The sequence below is a fragment of the Hymenobacter chitinivorans DSM 11115 genome (assembly GCF_002797555.1).
GTDB lineage: Bacteria > Bacteroidota > Bacteroidia > Cytophagales > Hymenobacteraceae > Hymenobacter > Hymenobacter chitinivorans.
The window spans coordinates 165,773-183,800 of sequence record NZ_PGFA01000002.1 but is presented as its reverse complement, the minus strand read 5'-3'; the positions used below and the strand labels follow the sequence as shown (position 1 = coordinate 183,800).

Annotated in this window: 14 protein-coding genes and 1 riboswitch; of the genes, 9 read left to right on the top strand and 5 right to left on the bottom strand. The window is 62.5% G+C overall.

Going from position 1 to position 18,028, the window contains the following annotated elements:
• Window positions 1-76: 76 nt before the first annotated feature.
• From CLV45_RS14380 to CLV45_RS14365, 4 genes are all read left to right on the top strand, one after another.
• Window positions 77-385 (top strand): LysM peptidoglycan-binding domain-containing protein, encoded by a 309-nt coding sequence (locus tag CLV45_RS14380; protein WP_100337167.1) that lies wholly within the window; start codon window positions 77-79, stop codon window positions 383-385.
• Window positions 386-561: 176 nt separating this feature from the next.
• Window positions 562-674: riboswitch (SAM riboswitch) on the top strand.
• Between the two features lie 376 nt (window positions 675-1,050).
• A complete protein-coding gene (locus CLV45_RS14375; protein ID WP_100337166.1) occupies window positions 1,051-2,436 on the top strand; it encodes an O-acetylhomoserine aminocarboxypropyltransferase/cysteine synthase family protein in 1,386 nt (461 codons plus the stop codon).
• Between the two features lie 266 nt (window positions 2,437-2,702).
• The gene (locus CLV45_RS14370) at window positions 2,703-3,734 is read left to right on the top strand and encodes a homoserine O-acetyltransferase family protein (RefSeq protein WP_100337165.1); all 1,032 of its coding nucleotides are present in this window, start codon (window positions 2,703-2,705) and stop codon (window positions 3,732-3,734) included.
• Window positions 3,712-5,004: a homoserine dehydrogenase gene (locus CLV45_RS14365; RefSeq protein WP_100337164.1), complete on the top strand. Its 1,293-nt coding sequence runs from the start codon at window positions 3,712-3,714 to the stop codon at window positions 5,002-5,004. The genes CLV45_RS14370 and CLV45_RS14365 overlap by 23 nt, the downstream gene beginning before the upstream one ends.
• A 76-nt stretch (window positions 5,005-5,080) precedes the next feature.
• Here the strand turns inward: CLV45_RS14365 and CLV45_RS14360 are convergent, their stop codons facing one another.
• Window positions 5,081-6,307, bottom strand: coding sequence for an alpha/beta hydrolase (locus tag CLV45_RS14360; protein ID WP_100337163.1), 1,227 nt, complete (start codon window positions 6,305-6,307; stop codon window positions 5,081-5,083).
• Window positions 6,308-6,469: 162 nt separating this feature from the next.
• Between CLV45_RS14360 and CLV45_RS14355 the strand changes: the two genes are divergently transcribed.
• Window positions 6,470-7,372 (top strand): S66 peptidase family protein, encoded by a 903-nt coding sequence (locus tag CLV45_RS14355; RefSeq protein ID WP_100337162.1) that lies wholly within the window; start codon window positions 6,470-6,472, stop codon window positions 7,370-7,372.
• An 11-nt stretch (window positions 7,373-7,383) separates the two neighbouring features.
• Entirely contained in the window at window positions 7,384-7,905 is a 522-nt protein-coding gene (locus CLV45_RS14350; protein WP_100337161.1) for a GNAT family N-acetyltransferase, read from the top strand.
• A 26-nt stretch (window positions 7,906-7,931) separates the two neighbouring features.
• Here the strand turns inward: CLV45_RS14350 and CLV45_RS14345 are convergent, their stop codons facing one another.
• From CLV45_RS14345 to CLV45_RS14330, 4 genes are all read right to left on the bottom strand, one after another.
• Window positions 7,932-8,357 (bottom strand): hypothetical protein, encoded by a 426-nt coding sequence (locus tag CLV45_RS14345; protein WP_100337160.1) that lies wholly within the window; start codon window positions 8,355-8,357, stop codon window positions 7,932-7,934.
• 85 nt (window positions 8,358-8,442) lie between these two features.
• On the bottom strand, window positions 8,443-9,471 hold the full coding sequence (locus tag CLV45_RS14340; protein ID WP_100337159.1) for a M28 family peptidase: 1,029 nt from the start codon (window positions 9,469-9,471) through the stop codon (window positions 8,443-8,445).
• Window positions 9,461-10,963 (bottom strand): cysteine--tRNA ligase, encoded by a 1,503-nt coding sequence (cysS, locus tag CLV45_RS14335; protein WP_100337158.1) that lies wholly within the window; start codon window positions 10,961-10,963, stop codon window positions 9,461-9,463. Before cysS ends, CLV45_RS14340 begins: the two co-directional genes overlap by 11 nt.
• A 238-nt stretch (window positions 10,964-11,201) precedes the next feature.
• Window positions 11,202-12,350, bottom strand: a complete 1,149-nt coding sequence (locus CLV45_RS14330) for an endonuclease/exonuclease/phosphatase family protein (protein WP_157807512.1) — start codon at window positions 12,348-12,350, stop codon at window positions 11,202-11,204.
• 108 nt (window positions 12,351-12,458) lie between these two features.
• On the opposite strand from CLV45_RS14330, the gene CLV45_RS14325 reads away from it, so the two are divergent.
• The 3 genes from CLV45_RS14325 to nusA all read left to right on the top strand — a co-directional run bounded on the left by CLV45_RS14325 (window position 12,459) and on the right by nusA (window position 17,924).
• Window positions 12,459-15,926, top strand: a complete 3,468-nt coding sequence (locus CLV45_RS14325; protein WP_100337156.1) for a DUF7948 domain-containing protein — start codon at window positions 12,459-12,461, stop codon at window positions 15,924-15,926.
• 121 nt (window positions 15,927-16,047) lie between these two features.
• On the top strand, window positions 16,048-16,518 hold the full coding sequence (locus CLV45_RS14320; RefSeq protein ID WP_245882872.1) for a ribosome maturation factor RimP: 471 nt from the start codon (window positions 16,048-16,050) through the stop codon (window positions 16,516-16,518).
• Between the two features lie 122 nt (window positions 16,519-16,640).
• Complete coding sequence (nusA, locus tag CLV45_RS14315) at window positions 16,641-17,924, top strand: transcription termination factor NusA (RefSeq protein ID WP_100337155.1); 1,284 nt, start codon at window positions 16,641-16,643, stop codon at window positions 17,922-17,924.
• The last annotated feature ends 104 nt before the right edge of the window (window positions 17,925-18,028 follow it).

Below are 18,028 nucleotides of genomic sequence, written 5' to 3'. Positions count from 1 at the left end.
TAAGAGGCCCTGATACCGTGGCCGTCAGGCAGATGCGGCATCTTCCACTCCCCCTCACCTTAACCGACACATACTCATGGGACTGTTCGATTTCCTCAGCAATAAAGGCGAAGAAAAACCGGTTCAACCCGCCGCCAAGCCCGCCGCCGGTGGCACCGATTTTTTTGGCAATAACACCGCCGCCGGCACGCCCGCGGCGCAACCCGCCGCCGCAAAAGGCGACTCTTACACTGTTGTCAGCGGTGATTCGCTGTCCAAGATTGCCAAGCACCACTACGGGGACGCCTCGAAGTGGCACCAGATTTACGAAGCCAACAAAGCCATTATCGGCGCTAACCCCGACCATATCGAAGTGGGTCAGCAGCTTACGTTACCTACTCTTTAGGTCCTTTTTGCAGAAAAAGGTTGGAAACGCCGTCCGAGCTTCGGGCGGCGTTTTTTTCTGCCCGATTTTTTGGAAAAACAAAAAAACCTTTGGCAGGATTTGGTCTTCTCAATTCCAGCAGTACATTTGCAGTCACCAACCCGGTACTCTCCCAGAACGATGGGACAGTTTGAAAGAATTTATACAGAAGCGGCGAGAGAACAGGCTCCCTGACCCGCTGGCAACCTTCATCTGATGAAAGGTGCCAATTCCTGCCCGCCCGGCGTAAGGCCCGCGGGAGCTATAAGTCGAGTACCATGGAAAACACCCCCGCTTCCGCTTTTCTGTTCCCATCCGCTGCCGCCGCCTCCGGGCTCGCTGCCGAGCCGATGGGTTTGCGCGTTTCCGCCGGCTTAGCTGTTGCCGGCCGAATGCGAATGTGCTGTTGGACCCCGTGTTGTTGCTGTTGCTAGCCTCCTGAGCGCCTAGCTTCTCCCCTCCCCCTCTCTTTTTCCTGGCTTGCCCTCTGCTTACGGCCACTTGCTGGCCTACTTCGGCGCAGGGTTTGGCCTGGCTCCGACACAGCCCGCTCCCGGGCTCCGGATGCCACCCTGGTTGTTCAAATCCAAACGCAACCAGTTGACAATCTGAAACTTCAATTTCAAGACTTCTAACCCAGCCGTATCATGTCCACGCAAGCCCTACAATTCGAGACCCTGCAACTCCACGCCGGCCAGCAGCCCGACCCCGTCACCGGGGCCCGCGCCGTGCCGCTCTACCAAACGACTTCCTACGTGTTTAAGAATGCCGAGCACGGGGCCAATTTGTTTGCGCTGAAGGAGTTTGGCAACATCTACACCCGGCTGATGAACCCCACCACCGACGTGTTTGAGCAACGCGTGGCGGCTTTGGAAGGTGGGGTGGCGGCGCTGGCCACGGGCTCGGGGCAGGCGGCCCAGTTTATTGCCCTGAACAACATTCTGCAGGCCGGCGACAATTTCGTGAGCAGCTCCCACCTCTACGGTGGTACTTACAACCAGTTTAAAGTGGCTTTCAAGCGTCTGGGCATCGAAGTGCGCTTCGCCGACGCCGACAACCCGGCCAGCTTTGAGACCCTAATTGACGAGAATACCAAGGCCCTGTACCTGGAAACCATCGGCAACCCGAGCTTCAGCATTCCCGACTTCGAGCGGATTGCCGCCATTGCCGACAAGCACGACCTGCCCTTGGTGGTCGACAACACCTTCGGGGCGGGCGGCTACCTGTTCCGCCCCCTGGAGCACGGGGCCCACATCGTGGTAGAATCGGCTACGAAGTGGATTGGCGGCCATGGCACGAGCATCGGCGGCGTAATTGTGGACGGTGGCAAGTATGACTTCGGCAACGGCAAGTTTCCGCAGTTCACCGAGCCTTCGGAAGGCTACCACGGCCTGGTATTCAACGACGTATTCGGCAAGAACGGGCCCTTTGGCAACATTGCCTTCATCATCCGGGCCCGGGTGGAAGGCCTGCGCGACTTCGGCCCCGCCATCAGCCCGTTCAACTCCTGGCAGCTGCTCATCGGCCTCGAAACCCTGAGCTTGCGCGTGGACCGCACCGTGGAAAACGCCCTGCGCATTGCCACCTGGCTGGAGCAGCACCCGCAGGTGGAAAGTGTGAATTATCCGGGTCTGAAAAGCAGCCCCTACCACGCTTTGGCCCAGAAATACCTCAAGCGCGGCTTCGGCGGCGTGCTGACCTTCAGCATCAAGGGCAGCAAGGAAACGGCCACTCAGTTTATCGACAACCTAAAGCTGGTGAGCCATTTGGCCAACGTGGGCGACGCCAAAACGCTGATTATCCAGCCCTCGGCCACCACGCACCAGCAGCTTTCGGAAGAGGAACAGCGCGCCGCCGGCGTAACGCCCACTTCCCTGCGCTTGTCGGTCGGTATTGAGCATTTTGATGATATCCGCGCGGATCTGGCCCAGGCCTTTGACGCCGTACGTAACGCGGCTCCCACGACTTCCGATGACGAGGAGGACGCCGTGGTGCAGCCCGAAGTAGAACACGCTGCCCCGCTGGAGGTCTAAAGTAGAGAGGAGACGGGGCGGGCAATGAGAGTGGCCCGCCTGCTCCAGCTACGGCAGCGCCGTGAATGGCAGGATGAGGAGTTGTGAGAGAGGAATCATCCTGACCATTCCGCAATAGCCCGGGTTGAGCCGGCACCGGTCCACCAAACGCTTCATTGGGTGGGACTGATGTAAGAGGACCAGCCGGCTCGGCCCGCGTGCTATTGTATTGCTATTCAACCCCCGCTGCCCCAGTGGCGCCGGGTTTCCCAACCACCTATTGCCTCATGAATCAGCCCCGGCTTTTGAACCTACCAGCGGGCCTCTTGCTCGAAAGTGGCGCGACGCTGGCTCCGGTGCAGATAGCCTACCACACCTTCGGCACCCTGAACGAGGCCCGCGACAATGTGGTGTGGGTGTGCCACGCCCTGACGGCCAATGCCGACGTGCTCAGCTGGTGGGCCGGCCTGTTTGGTGCCGACTGCTATTTCGACCCGGCCGACTGGTTTGTCGTCTGCGCCAACATTCTGGGCTCCTGCTACGGCAGCACCGGTCCGCTCACGCCCGCGGGGCCCGCGGCGGAACCGCTCTACCAGCAGTTTCCCCTGGTCACGATTCGGGACTTGGTAGCGGCCCACGAGGCGCTGCGGCTGGAGTTGGGCCTGACCAGAATTCACACCCTGATTGGCGGCTCTTTGGGCGGGCAACAGGCGTTGGAATGGGCTATTCTGCGGCCCGAGGTGTTTGCCAACCTGGTGGTACTAGCCACCAACGCCCAACATTCGCCCTGGGGAATTGCCTTCAACGAAGCCCAGCGGCTGGCTATTTTCGCCGACACTACCTACCACGAAGCCACGCCCACCGGCGGGCAGCGCGGCCTGAAAGCCGCCCGGGCTACGGCCCTGCTCAGCTACCGTAGCTACGACGCCTACGGCCGCACCCAGGCCGAAACCGACCCCGACCGGCTCGACGAGTTCCGGGCCAGCTCCTACCAGCAGCACCAGGGCGACAAACTCGTGGCCCGCTTCAACGCCTACAGCTACGTCGCCTTGTCGCGCACGATGGACACGCACCACCTGGGGCGGGGCCGGGGCAGTATTGCGGCGGCCCTGGGCCAGATCCGGGCCCGGACGCTGGTGCTCAGCATCAGCTCCGACGTGCTGTTTCCGCCCGCCGAGCAGCAGCTGCTGGCCCGCCACATTTCGGGCGCCACCTACGCCGCCATGGATTCCGAGTTTGGCCACGACGGTTTTCTGATTGAAACCGTCCAGATAACCCAGTTTTTAGAGCAGTTCTATGTCCCCAGTCTCGTCCATTAACCCGGCCGTGTCGGCCATTGCCGCTTCCTTGGTAACGGCCAAAGCCCCGTTGCGCATCGGCCTGATTGGCTTTGGCTGCGTGGGCCAGGGCCTCTACGATATTCTGCAGCACCTGCCCGGCTTCGGGGCCGAAGTGCGGCGCATTGCCGTGAAAAACCCTGCCAAGCCCCGCTCCCTGCCCGCCGAGGCCTTCAGTTTCCGGGCCGATGAGCTGCTGCAGGACCCCGAGCTGGACGTGCTGGTCGAAGTCATTGACGACGCGGCCGAAGCCTTCCGTTTGGTCAGCACCGCCCTGCGCCAGGGCCGGCAGGTTGTAACGGCCAATAAGGCTATGGTGGCCCGGCACCTGCCCGAGCTGGTGGCCTTGCAGCACGAGTTTGGCGGCACCTTGCTCTACGAGGCGGCCGTGTGCGGCAGCATTCCGGTGGTTCGGACGCTGGACGCCTATTTCGGGCAGGAACCGCTGCGCAGCGTGAGCGGCATTTTCAACGGCTCGTCGAACTACGTGCTGACGCGCATGGGCCAGGACGGCTCTGAATACGCCGTGGCCCTGGCCGAAGCCCAGCAGCAAGGCTTTGCCGAAACCGACCCCTCACTGGACATGGCCGCCTTCGACCCCCGCTCGAAGTTGGTGATTCTGGCGGCTCATGCCTACGGCGTGCTGCTGGAGCCCGAACAGGTGCTAAACCTGGGCATCGAAAACGTCAGCGCCACCGATATCAGCTACGCCGCCGTGGCCGGCCAGAAGATTAAAGTGGTGGCCGGTTTGTACTTGTTGCCCAACCACCAGCTCAGCGTGCTGGTCACCCCGCAGTTCGTGGACCCCACCTCGGCCCTGTACACCGTGGACGACGAGTTCAACGGCGTGGTCATCGAGGCCGAGTTTGCCGGCCCCCAGTTTCTGCGGGGCCGGGGCGCGGGCGGCCACCCCACCGGCTCGGCGGTACTCTCCGATATTGCCGCCCTGCGCAACCAGCAGCGCTACGCCTACCCCAAGCTGACCACTGCCACGCCCCTGGCCTACACCACCGACCTGGAAATCGAAATCTACCTGCGCACCGACGACGAGCTGATTCTCGACCAGCTGGGCTTTACCGACATCACCGAGGAGGCCGACGAGGATGGCTACATCGTGGGCTACGTGCCGCTCGACGCCCTGCTCCAGCACCGGGACCGGCTGCGCAAAGCCGGGGCCTTCGTGGCCCGCACCGGCCACGTGCGGCCCGCCACGCACTCAGTTGACGCCCTGGCGCTGACGGAAAGTGAGTAGTTATCCGGTCAAATGCCTCAACAAAAAAAGCCTTGCTCCACAGCGGAACAAGGCTTTTTTATTGGTGTAGACTGCTTTACTCAAACACCACCCGCTGCGGGGCCAAGCCGGCCCCGCGCAGCAGGTAAAAGCCGGGCACCAGGTTTCCGCGGCGGACAGGCTGCTCGGGCTGCTCCCAGCGGAAGCGGCGCACCAGGCGGCCCGTGGCGTCGAGTAGCTCCAGGGTGCGGGGCTGGAAAGCAACGCCGGCCGCGGCCGTCAGGCGCACCTCGGTGGTAGCGGGCTGCGGATACACTTGCATGGCGGTCAGCTTTTCGGCCGGGCGGCGGGCCGTAACCGTGCCGGGCTGGCGCAGAATAGGCCGCAGAAAGTCGCGCACGAAGCGGAAGGTGGTATCCATGTAAGCCAGGGCCCGGGCACTGGTACCACTGTAGGGCACGTGGCCGGCACCTTTGAAGGTGTAGAGCGGGTTGGGCACGCCCACCGCGTCGGCCCGGGGCTTGAGGGCGCCGCTGCCGAAAACGAGCTGGGCCGGCAGGCCGCTGCCCACCGTGCCGCGGCCGTAGGGCACAGTGCCGTCGGCGGTGCCGTGCATACTCACGAAGGGCACGTCGCCGGGCTCAATCCACTGCGGCCGACCCAGGGCCCCGCACAGGTTCACGACCCCGCGCACGGCGCTGGAGTAGCCAGGGTTGCCGCTGTTGCCTTCCAAACCGCCGAGCTGGGCCAGCTCCAGATAGGCTGGCGCTTCACTGGCTTTGTCGAGGTAAGCCAGCTGTAACGCCATGAAGGCCCCGGCCGAGCTGCCGGCGGCGAAAATGTAGCCGGGGTGAATCCGGCAGGTTTTGCTGGTGGCCGCATCCTGGCGAAAAAAACGCACCGCCGCCCGCATGTCCTGGGTGGCCCGGATGGCGGCCCGGGCAATATTGGTGGTATCAAAGGGCAGAAACAAAACTCGGTAGTCGATGCTGGCCGTGACGTAGCCCAGGCGGGCGTAGCGCTGGCACAGCTCGGTTACGTCCTGGTCGGTTTTGGCCCCCGACACAAAGCCCCCGCCGTGGGCAAACACCAGCAGCGGCCGGCGCCGCACCGTGTCGCCGGTGGGCTCGTAGATGTTCATCGTCAGCGTCTGCGGGTTGCCCAGGTAGTTTACCGCGGACCCAAACACAACGTTAGTGCGGGCGGTAATGGCCGAAAATATGGGTTGATGGTACCGGCCGCGGGTGGTGTCAATAACGGCCTGGGCCCGCACCTGGGGTAGTCCGGCCAGGGCCAGCACGAGAAGGAGGAGAAGTTTTTTCATGCGCGTAAGAAGGACAAAGGCGAAATCTTAGGACGAAGCCCGGTGCGGCAAAGTTGTTGGGAATTGGCTGGTTGGCAAGGTTTTTCTCCAACGGGCCCGGCCCAGCGCTTGGGTTGGCGCAGCGCGTTGAGTAGGTTTGCCCCACACCCCACTGCTTCTATCATGCCTCTTACCCCTCCTTTTCTGCGGCCCCACGACCGGGTAGCCATTGTCAGCACGGCCCGCAAAGTGTCGGCCGACGAAGTGGCGGCGGCCGTGGAAATTCTGCGCGGCTGGCAGCTGGAAGTCGTGCTGGGCGAGTCGACGGCGGCAGTGCACCACCAGTTTGCCGGCTCCGACGAGGTGCGCCGCCGCGACCTGCAGCAGCAGCTCGACGCGCCCGACATCCGGGCCATTCTCTGCGCCCGGGGCGGCTACGGCACTACCCGCATCATCGACGAGCTTGACTTTTCCGGCTTTGCCCAGCGCCCCAAGTGGGTGGCCGGCTTCAGCGACATTACTGCCCTAAACTGCCATTTGCTGAGCCTGGGCTACGAAAGTATCCACGGGGTGATGCCGTTTATTTTCAACCAGCCCGGCGGCGAAGAGGCGCTGGAAAGCCTGCGCCAAGCCCTGTTCGGCGAGTCCCAGCCGTATACTGTGCCGGCCCACCCGCTCAACCGCCCCGGCACGGCCCAGGGTGAGCTGGTGGGCGGCAACCTGACGCTGCTGCAAAACCTGACCGGCACCGCCTCCGACTGCCCCACCGCCGGCCGGATTCTGTTTCTGGAAGACGTGGCCGAGTACCTGATGAACATCGACCGGATGATGGTGCACCTCGACCGGACCGGCAAGCTCCGCAACCTGGCCGGCCTGCTCGTGGGCCACTTTACCGACTCCCAGGACAACGCCGTGCCGTTTGGGCAAACGGCCTACGAAATCATTGCCGCTTACGCCAACAAGTATAATTTTCCGGTGGCTTACGGCTTTCCCGTGGGCCACGAGCCCCAGAACATGGCCCTAATTTGCGGCCGCCGCGCCCAACTGACCGTGACCAGCCAGGGCGCCGAGCTGCGTTACTGCTAACTACTTTACCGATGAGCTACACTGTTCGAGAACTATCAGCCGAGGAAGCCCGGGCCCACATTCCGGCCCTGACGGCCCTGTTTCAGGATGCCCTGGACTCCGGAGCGGCCCTCGGGTTCTTGGCGCCAGCAGCCCCCGGCGAGCTAGAAGAATACTGGCAGGAAGTGGCCCAGGCCGTAGCCCAAGGCCACCGGGTTCTGCTCGTAGCCGAAGAAAACGGCCAGCTGCAGGGCAGTACCCAGCTGGATTTGGCCACTAAAAGCAACGGCCTGCACCGGGCCGAAGTTTGTAAGGTGATGGTGCACCGCCGGGCCCGGCGCCAGGGCTTGGCGCGCCGCCTGCTGGCCGCTGCGGAGGAAAAAGCCCGGCAGCACCAGCGCACCACCCTGATTCTGGACACCCGCCAGCACGACCCGTCCGAGCAGCTGTACCAGGGCGCCGGCTACACCGCCGCCGGTACCATTCCCGACTTTGCCCGCAGCTCTTCCGGCGAACTGCACGCCACCGTTATTTACTACAAGCTGCTTTCGTAAGCCGAAACTGCTCGGCGGGCTTACGGTTACAGTTTTGGCGGGTCCAGCTCATCTTCGGGAAGCTCTCCGGGCGGGTCCGGGGCGGCGGCGCCCGACTCGGTAATGAGCAGCTCCACCAGCTGGGCCGGGCCCTCGGGCGTCAGGTTTCGCACGGACACCTGCCGGCCATTCACGCTGTAGCTGTCGGGAGTTTGGCCCAACCCCGGGCCGAAGCGCAGCACCCGTTCCCAGTTGTCGAAGCCAAAGGAAATGCAGGCCGCCCGCAAGGCCGGTACCACGCCGGGCAGAAAGTCGGGGCCCACTTCGTATTCGCGGCCGGCTTCGTCGCGCACCCGGCCGGGGCGGCCGTCGGGCTCTACCAGCCCGCGGGTGACGTACGAAAACTCTATTAGCGCCCGGCCGGCGGCCAGCTCCCGCTGCACCAACGCCAGCATGTCCCACTCGTTTTTCATTCGGCTTCCTCCTTCACAACTCCGCCCGCCATCTTACGAGAGAAGAGGGCGGGCGGATGCGGAATTCGGGCGCTGAAGCCGGGCGCTACTCGTTATAAATCGTCTGGAGCACGGTTTGGCCCACGGCTTTGAGGGTGCGCTTATCAATCACGCTCATGTTGTCCTGGGTCGTGTGGTGGTACTCGGGGAAGTACTCGTCGCCCACGGGCAGGTGGTCGATGATATCCACGGTGCGGACGCCGGCCTGGTTGGTGTACACGTGGTCATCGTCGATGCCGGGGCTGTCCTGGAACAGGAAGTAGTCGGAAAAGCCGAGCTGGGCGCCGGTGTTCCACACTTTGTCCACTACGTCGCGGGCGTACTGCCGGGAGGTTTCCTCGCGGCTGAACTTGGCATTCTTGGCCCCCACCATGTCGAGCAAAATACCGTAGCTGGGCTTGTAGCCGGCCGGCACCAGGTTTTTCGACCAGTACTGGGAGCCCAGACACCAGCTGTCCTTGCCCTGGGCGCTGAGTTGGTCCTTCAGGTCGCTCTGGGTGGAGGAGTCGTAGCCGTAGTCTTCGGAGTCGAACAGGATGAAGTCGATGCCGACGCCAGGCTGCTGGGCGGCGGGCTGTTGGCTCAGCACCCGGGCCATTTCCAGGGCAATGGCTACGCCGCTGGCTCCATCAGAAGCCCCGTCGAGCGGAGCATTTTTCTTCACCTTGTCCTTGTCGGCAAACGGACGGGTGTCCCAGTGGGCAAACACGGCCACGCGCCGGGCCGCCGTGGGGTTGAACTGGGCAATGATGTTGCGGCTGCGCAGGTTAGTACCATCGAAGGCCATGACCTCAAACTTCTGCTCCTGCACCGCCAGCCCGTAGGCCTTGAACTGCCGCACCAGCCAGTCGCCGGTGGCTACGTGGGCTTTGGAATTGGGCACGCGGGGCCCAAACGCCACCTGCTTGGCCGTGTAGGCGTAGGCCGAGTCGGCGTTGAAAGCCGGAGCGGCCACGGTGGCCGGCGTTTCGGCCGGGGCGCTGGTCGTGGTGGTTTCTTTGGTATCGGTGCCGCAGCCGGCCAGCAGCAAGCCGGTGGCCACGGCCAGGGTCAGCACAATTCGGTTATTCTTCATACGCCCAGTCAACGCCGGTTTTTAAGTCTTTAATCACAATACCCTGGCCTTTCAGGGCCGCCCGAATCTGGTCGACCTTATCGTAGGCCTTGGCCGTTTTGGCTTCCTGGTAAAAGCCCAGGGTAAGCTCCAGCAGCTGCTCGGCGTTGGCCCGGGGCTCGTCCTGCAGGCCCAGCACCTGGGTTACCACGGTGCGGTAGGCTTCCAGGGCGTCTTCCAGCGCCGCTTCGCTCACCGTGCCCAGCGTGGGCAGGTTGGCAAAGAAGCCGTTGAACTTGCGCACCAGATTAAACAGGCTGGCAATGGCGCGGGCCGTGTTTAAATCGTCGTTGAGGCCCACGAAAATGTCGGCCACCAGCTTGCGCAGCTCGGCGTCGCCCTTCGCGGTGTCGGCGGCCCGCTCGGCACCTTCGGGCAGCACCAGCTTGTCGAGCAGGCGCAGGCCGTTCATGAGCTTGCGGTAGCCTTTGCGGGCGGCCTGCAAGGCTTCGTCCGACACGTCGACGGGGCTGCGGTAGTGGGCCTGGAGCAGGAAGAAGCGCACCACCATCGGCGAATAAGCTTGGGAGAGCGTGGCCGTGGGGCCCTTGAACATCTCACCCAGCAGCACGAAGTTGCCCAGGCTCTTGCTCATCTTGGTGCCGTCCACGGTTATCATGTTGTTGTGCACCCAGAAGCGCGACTCGTCGGTGTGGGTGTGGCTGCCCTGGCACTGGGCTATTTCGCACTCGTGGTGCGGAAACATCAAGTCCAGGCCACCACCGTGGATGTCGGAAAGCTGGCCCAGGTACTTGCGGCTCATGGCCGAGCACTCCAGGTGCCAGCCGGGGAAACCCTCGCCCCAGGGCGAGGGCCAGCGCATGATGTGCTCGGGCGCGGCCTTCTTCCAGATAGCAAAATCCAGGGGACTGCGCTTCTCATCCTGCCCGGCCAGCGTGTCGCGGGTGCCGGCCAGCTGATCGTCGATGCTGCGGTTGGAGAGCTTGCCGTACCGGTCCCGCTCGGCGTTGTACTTGGGCACATCGAAGTACACCGAGCCGTTGACTTCGTAGCCAAAGCCGTTCTCAATGATTTCCTCCACCATCCGGATTTGCTCGGTGATGTGGCCGCTGGCCTGGGGCTCGATGTCGGGCGGGAGGCAGCCCAGGGCCAGCATGTTCTGACGGTACAGATTGGTGTAGTGCTGGGCAATCTGCATGGGCTCCTTGCGCTGGGCGCGGGCGGCCTTGGCCATCTTGTCCTCGCCTTCGTCGGCGTCGCTTTCCAGGTGGCCCACGTCGGTTACGTTGCGCACGTAGCGCACGGTGTAGCCCAGGTAGCGCAGGTAGCGCGTCAGCACGTCGAACACCACCGGGCCGCGGGCATTGCCCAGATGGGCCTCGCTGTACACCGTCGGGCCGCAGAGGTAGACGCCCGCGAAGGGTGCGTTAACGGGCACGAACTGGTCTTTGCGACGGGTAAGCGTATTGTAAAGGGAAAGCGGGTGCTCCATGGGGCAAAAGTAGCAAGATTTGGCGGTCAGCCCGAGGCGAATTACTTGGGATTATCGGGCGGATTACGGGCTGTAAACAAACGACGCCACCGGTGTTTTGCGCCGCCAACAAATAAACTGCCCTTCATACTCGACAATCAGCCCGCTTTCAGCACAAAAACGGTACATAAACTCGTTTTGGGAGTACAAAAAGTTCACTAGCCAGTACAACGAGTTCCATTTCTGGTATTCCGACTGGTTATTCAGACTTCGCCGCTGCTTGACTCGGAGCGGCCGAAAGCGTGTAGATGGCCGAAGTGGGGAAATGGTCGGAGTAGGGAATTTCGTAGTGCACCCGGAAATCGGCAATCTGCCAGCTTGGACTCGCAAACTGGTTGTCGATGCGCACGAAGGGCAGGCGGCCGTTGTAGGTGGCACCTACGCCGTTGCCCACCGTGGCCCAGGCGTTCTGAAAATGGTCGGCCAGCTGGTCGTAGCTGTAGCTGTAGGGCACGTCGTTGAGGTCGGCGCAGAGCAACATGGGGTAGCGGCACCGCTCGAAGCGCTGCACCAGCGTATCGACCTGTACGCTGCGAGCCACCAGGCCGCGCTTGAAGCGCCGCAATAGCCCCAGGCCCTTTTTCTTCAGGCCCGCCTTGCTCGAGTAGCTGTCCACGATGTCCCGCTCGTCCATGCTCATGCTTTGTAGATGGAAGTTGTAAACCCGCACCGTGTCGCCGGAAGGCAGGCGCAGGTCGGCGTACATGGCGTGGTTCTGGGTTAGTCGGTCGAAGGAAATGGTGCCCCGCCCCACGATGGGAAAGCGCGAGAAAATGGCCATTCCAAATTCGGCCCCGGCCCCGTTGGTCAGCGTTTTCGAGACGAAGGCCTGCCGCCCGGCTTGCTTGCCGATTTTGTCGACGCTGCGAAACAGGCGGCCCTCGCCGGTGCGGCTGCCCACGGGCTCGTTATAAAACTCCTGCAGGCACAGCACGTCCGCCGGATTCTCGGCCAGCCACCGAATAAACTTGACCGGCGACTCAGGGTCCTTGTCGCGCAGCTGCGGGTACACATTAAAGATGCGCACGTTGGCGCTGAGCAGACGCACCGTGCTAGGCCCCGGCGCTGCAGCCCGGCCCGAAGCCAGTTGGGTAGGATGCACGGCCAGGCCCCGCTGAAAGTGCGGCCAGGTCAGAAAAGCCACCAGGGCCGGCAGGGCCGCCACCCGCCAGTTGCGCAGCAGCCAATACCCTACTGCGGCCAGGTTTAGGCCCAGGGCCAGCGGCAACGTCAGGGCGCCGAAGGACGCGGGCCAGAACACCCGGGACGGAATCTGCACGCAGGCAATGGCCAGCAAGAGCCACGCAATGACAAGCAGGGTACATTTAAAGGCAAAGGAACGGCGCACAAGCAAGAACCAGCATCGGGGAAAGCAAAGGTATAGGTTACGGCCACTTTTGCGCCACCGCTGCCCGTTTCCGGCAAAAGCCCTGATTTTTTGGTTGTATCTTTCCCTATGCAACAACCCTTACCCTTTCGATTCACCATCACGCTTTTTCTCTTGCTGGGCACTGGCCTCTGGCACCGGGGCGCGGCGGCCCCCGGGCCCGCGTCTGAGCCCCCGCCGCGCACCCTGGAGTTTGTCGAAAACCGGGGACAGTGGCCCAAGCAGGTGCAGTACTTGGCCGAGCTGCCCGGCGGCCGGCTTTTTCTGGAAAAGACCGGCTTCACCTACGCTTTTGTGGCGCCCCAGGCCCTGGCCCAGCACCACGACCACACCAATACGACCAGCAAGCTGCCGGCCCACGCCTACTCCGTCACGTTTGTAAACGGCAATACCAACCCCGACTTTGCCCCCGCCCAGGCCACGGAGGAGCGGCGCAACTACTTTCTGGGCGCCGACTCCCGCCGCTGGGCTAGCCAGGTGCCCGGCTTCCGGCGGGTGCGCTACCAAAACGTGTATCCCGGCATCAGCACTGAGCTGTACGAAAATACCGCCGGCCACCTCGAATACGACTTTTTGCTTCAGGCCGGAGCCCAGCCCGCCCAGATCCGGCTGCGCTACCGCGGGGCCCAGAAGCTCAGCTTGGAGCAAGGCCAGCTGCGGATTCAAACCTCGGTGGGCGACGTAGTGGAGCAGGCGCCCCGGGCCTGGCAGTTGCAGGGCGACCGGCGCGTGATGGTCGACTGCGAGTACGTGTTGCAGGGCACCGAGGTAACGTTCCGGCTGGGCCGCTACAACCCCGCCCTGCCCCTGGTTATTGACCCCACCGTGCTGTTCTCAACTTTCACGGGCTCCACGGCCGACAACTGGGGCTTTACGGCCACTTACGACCCGCTGGGCAATATGTACTCGGGCGGCATCGTGTTTGGCATCGGCTATCCAATCAGCCTCGGCGCCTATGACACGTCCTTCAACGGTCTGGCCGACATTGCCATTTTCAAGTACAATACCTCCACTACTGGCACGGCCTCCCGCCTCTACGCCACCTACCTGGGCGGCGACTCCACCGAAGCCCCGCACAGCTTGGTAGTAAATTCGGCCGGGGAGCTGGTCATTATGGGCTCGACCAGCTCGCGCACCTACCCCACCACGGCCGGGGCCCTCGACAATACATTTAACGGTGGCCCGCGTCCCGCCAAAGTCAACGGCCTGCGCTACAGCAATGGAAGCGACATTGTCGTCAGCAAGCTTAGCGCCGACGGCTCCCACCTCGTGGCCTCAACCTTCCTCGGGGGCTCCGGCACCGACGGGCTGGTTCTGACTCCGGCCCTGACCCACAACTACGGGGACCAGTTTCGGGGCGACGTTATTACCGACGGGGCTGGCAACGTGTACGTGGCATCGGTGACCAGCAGCACCGATTTCCCTGGTCCCGGCTCCCCCATCCAGAGTTCCAACCGTGGCGGCTCCTCCGATGCCGTAGTGTGCAAGCTCAGCCCCGACCTAAGCAGCCTGCAGTGGAGCACCTACCTGGGTGGCCAAGGCGCCGAGGCGGCCTATTCCATTCAGCTCACGCCCACCCGCGACGTGTACGTGAGCGGCGGCACTACCAGCCTCGACTTCCCCACCACCCCCGGTAGCGTCAAATCCAGCCACGGCAGCAACGACGTCGACGGGTTTGTAGCCCACCTCAACAGCATGGGCACCAAGCTGGAGCAGTCCACTTACCTGGGCACTCCGCTCTACGACCAGGCTTATTTTATCCAGCTCGATGCGGCCCAGAACGTGTACGTGCTGGGCCAAACCAACGGTATTTACCCGGTCACCACGGGGCTTTACGCCACAACCCGCGGCAACCACTTCGTGCAGAAGCTGGATCCGACGCTCAAGGAAAGCCTGTATTCCACCCGGTTTGGCGGCGCCATCAACTCCACTCCCAACCTTTCCCTAACGGCCTTTCTAGTCGACGACTGTGAGCGAATCTACGTCTGTGGCTGGGGCGGCAACACCAATGCCGGGTTCAGCGGGGGCGGTACCACTGAGCTGCCCGTTACGGCATCCGCCCTGCAAACGCGCACCGACGGCTCCGACTTTTACCTGGCCCAGTTTTCTCCCGGGATGAAGGAGCTGGAATACGCCACGTTCTTCGGCGAATACGGCGGCCGTGGGGAGCACGTCGACGGAGGCACTTCCCGCTTCGACAAGCGCGGTATTGTGTACCAGGCCGTGTGCGGCGGCTGCGAAGGCACCTCCGGGTTTCCTACCCTGCCGACGGGTAGCTTTTCCCAAACCAATAACAACCGCAACTGCAACAACGCTGCCTTCAAGATTGACTTTGGCATCCGCTTGGCCGACGTTGGCCCCAACCGCTCTGTGTGCGTCAGCGCGGCCCCGTTTCAGTTGGGTGGCACGCCGGCCGGGGGCACCTGGACCGGGCCGGGCGTGTCCGCACAACCGGGCGGCGGCTACCTCTTCACCCCTTCGGCCGCGGTGCTCGGCGTGAGTATGCTCACTTATTCCGTGGCCTCCACGGGCACCTGCGTCAGCACCCGCCGCCTGCGCGTCACGGTCACGCCCGAAATAGCGCCGGAGTTTGCGGCTCTGCCGCCCCAGTGCGCGGCTTCCAGCAAGGCCATTCCGTTGTCGGCCACGCCGCCCGGCGGCACCTTCAGTGGTCCGGGCGTCAGCGGCAACACCTTTATACCCGCTGTAGCCCAGCCCGGCACCCATATTCTTACCTACTCCTTCGCCGATACCACCCGCTGCGGGTTCGTCACCCAAACGGTGGTAGTTGAGGCCCCGCGCCCAACCGAGGCCGGGCCCGACCTGACGCTGTGCTCCTACGAAACGCAGCCCATTCAGCTTACCGGCTTCAGCCCGGCCGGTGGGGTGTGGAGTGGTCCGGGCGTGAGTGCCGATGGTCTGTTTACCCCGCCCAACACCAACAACCGCGGCGCCATCCTGACCCTGCGCTACACCTTCTCCGACAACGCCTGCGCCACCTCCGATACCCGAACCGTTGTGCTGGCTCCCTCGCCCGGCACCAACATCGACCTGGACGTGCCCTTGTGCGAGGCGGCCTCCCAGTACACGGCGCTGGCGCCCTTCACTCACACGTTTACACCCATTCTGCCCGGCGGCAAGTACCAGTGGGACTTCGGCGACAACACAACCTCCGTTGAGTCCAACCCGACGCATACCTATAGTAAGCCGGGCCAGTACCAAGTGCGCCTCACCGCGTTTTACTCTACCTGCGAAGTCCTGACTCAGTTTGCCCCGGTCGTCGTAGGGGACGTGTTTATTCCCAACATCATCACGCCCAACGACGACCCCGAGCGTCTCAATGAGCATTTTGTGCCCCGCTTCAGCTGCCAGCCGGCTTCGTTGCAGATTTTCACCCGCTGGGGCAACAAGGTCTACGAAACCAGCCGCTACCTCAACGACTGGCGCGGCGAAAACCTGCCCGACGGTGTGTACTACTATCTGCTGCGCGATGCTACCGGCCGCTCGGCCAAGGGCTGGGTGGAAGTCAAGCGCTAACAGAGGCTTACGCGGCCCCGGCTTGCTTTCGGCATTTTTTCGGCTTATCTTTGCACCAGCAAATTGACTACGAAGAGGGGACAGACAGTCCCCTCTTTCTTTTGTCCCCCTATTCATCTCCATGAAATTCGACCGCGACCAAATTGCCGAAATGCTCCAGGACAGCCTGCCCGGTCCCGAGCTGTTCGTTGTCGCCCTCACCGTGTCCGACGCCATCCGGCCCAAGATTACGGTCATTCTCGACAGTGAGCAGGGTTTCGGTATCGACGAGTGCGCCCTGGTCAGCCGTCGTTTGGCCCGCCGCATCGACGAGGCCTACGGCGAAGAAGCCAGCTACACGCTGGAAGTAACTTCGCCCGGCGCCGACCAGCCCTTCACCGACCAGCGCCAGTACACCCGCCACGTGGGCCGTACCGTGAACGTGAAGCTGCAGGACGGCACCGAGAAAACCGGCGTCATGGAAGCCGCCGAGGCCGAAGGCATTCAGCTGGCCGAGGAAATCAAGGAGAAAAACAAAAAGAAAGTATTGCCCGCCGTACTGGTGCCCTTCGCGGACATCAAGGAGGCCCGGGTCGTTATTTCCTTTAAATAACTAAGTGAGCCGGCTGCTTTACGCTGCTGGCTTGGTTCTGAAATTCATCTAACCCGTAAGCTGTTGCGCAAGTACCGGTTCTTAAACCCAACCGCCCACCCAACAGTTAATAGCTTAACCCCATGAACAGCAACGTCCTGATAGAATCGTTCGCCGAGTTCGCCCGCTCCAAGAACATCGACCGTCCCACGATGATGAGTATCCTGGAGGACGTGTTCCGCACGATGATCCGGAAGAAGTACACCACCGACGAGAACTTCGACGTCATCATCAACGTGGACAAAGGTGACCTGGAGATTTGGCGCAACCGCGAAATCGTGGATGACGACTCGGAAGACATCTGGGATTTCGACAAGATTCCGCTGGCCGAAGCCCAGAAAATCGAGGCCGACTTTGAAGTGGGCGAGCAGGTAGCCGAAGAGGTGAAACTCGAAGACTTTGGCCGCCGCGCCGTGCTCATGGCCCGCCAGACGCTGATTCAGCGCGTGAAGGACCTGGAGCGCGACAACCTCTACCAGGCCTACAAAGACCAGGTGGGCGAAATCGTGACCGGCGAGGTGTATCAGGTGTGGAGCCGCGAGGCCCTGATTCTGGACAAGGAAGAAAACGAGCTGGTGCTGCCCAAGGCCGAGCAGATTCCCAAGGACCGCTACCGCAAGGGCGACACCGTGCGCGCCGTGGTACACCGGGTGGAAATCATCAACGGCACGCCCAAAATCATCCTTTCGCGCGCCGCGCCGGCTTTCCTGGAGCGTCTGTTCGAGCTGGAAGTACCCGAAATCTACGATGGCCTGATTACCATCAAGAACATCGTGCGCGAGCCCGGCGAGCGGGCCAAAGTAGCCGTCGAAAGCTACGACGACCGGATTGACCCCGTGGGTGCCTGCGTGGGCATGAAAGGCTCCCGGATTCACGCCGTAGTGCGGGAGCTGGAAAACGAGAACATCGACGTCATCAACTACACTGATAACCTCGAGCTCTACATCCAGCGGGCCTTGTCGCCGGCCAAGATTGGGTCAATGCGGATTAATGAACAAACTGGTCGGGTATCGGTGTTCTTAAAGCCGGACCAAGTTAGTCTGGCCATCGGCCGTGGCGGTGCCAACATCAAGCTGGCAAGCCGGTTGGTAGGCATGGAAATCGACGTGTTCCGCGAAGCCGGCGACTACGACGAAGATATTGCCCTCGACGAATTCCAGGATGAAATCGAAGGCTGGGTGCTCGACGAGCTCAAGAAAATCGGCCTCGACACGGGCCGCGCCGTACTGGCAGTGAGCAAAGAAGATATCGTGCGGCGCACCGAGCTGGAGGACGTTACCGTAGAGGACGTTTTCCGCATTATCCGCAATGAATTCGAGGATAACGAAGAACAAGAAGAAACCACAAATTCCGGCGACGCGCAATGAATGCGCGGCGGCCGGTACAGCAAGGACGCTAAATCACGCTAGTCGGCGTGATTTGGCGTCGGCTGGCAAGATTTAATGTAGTACCTTTGCATCTGAATACGAGT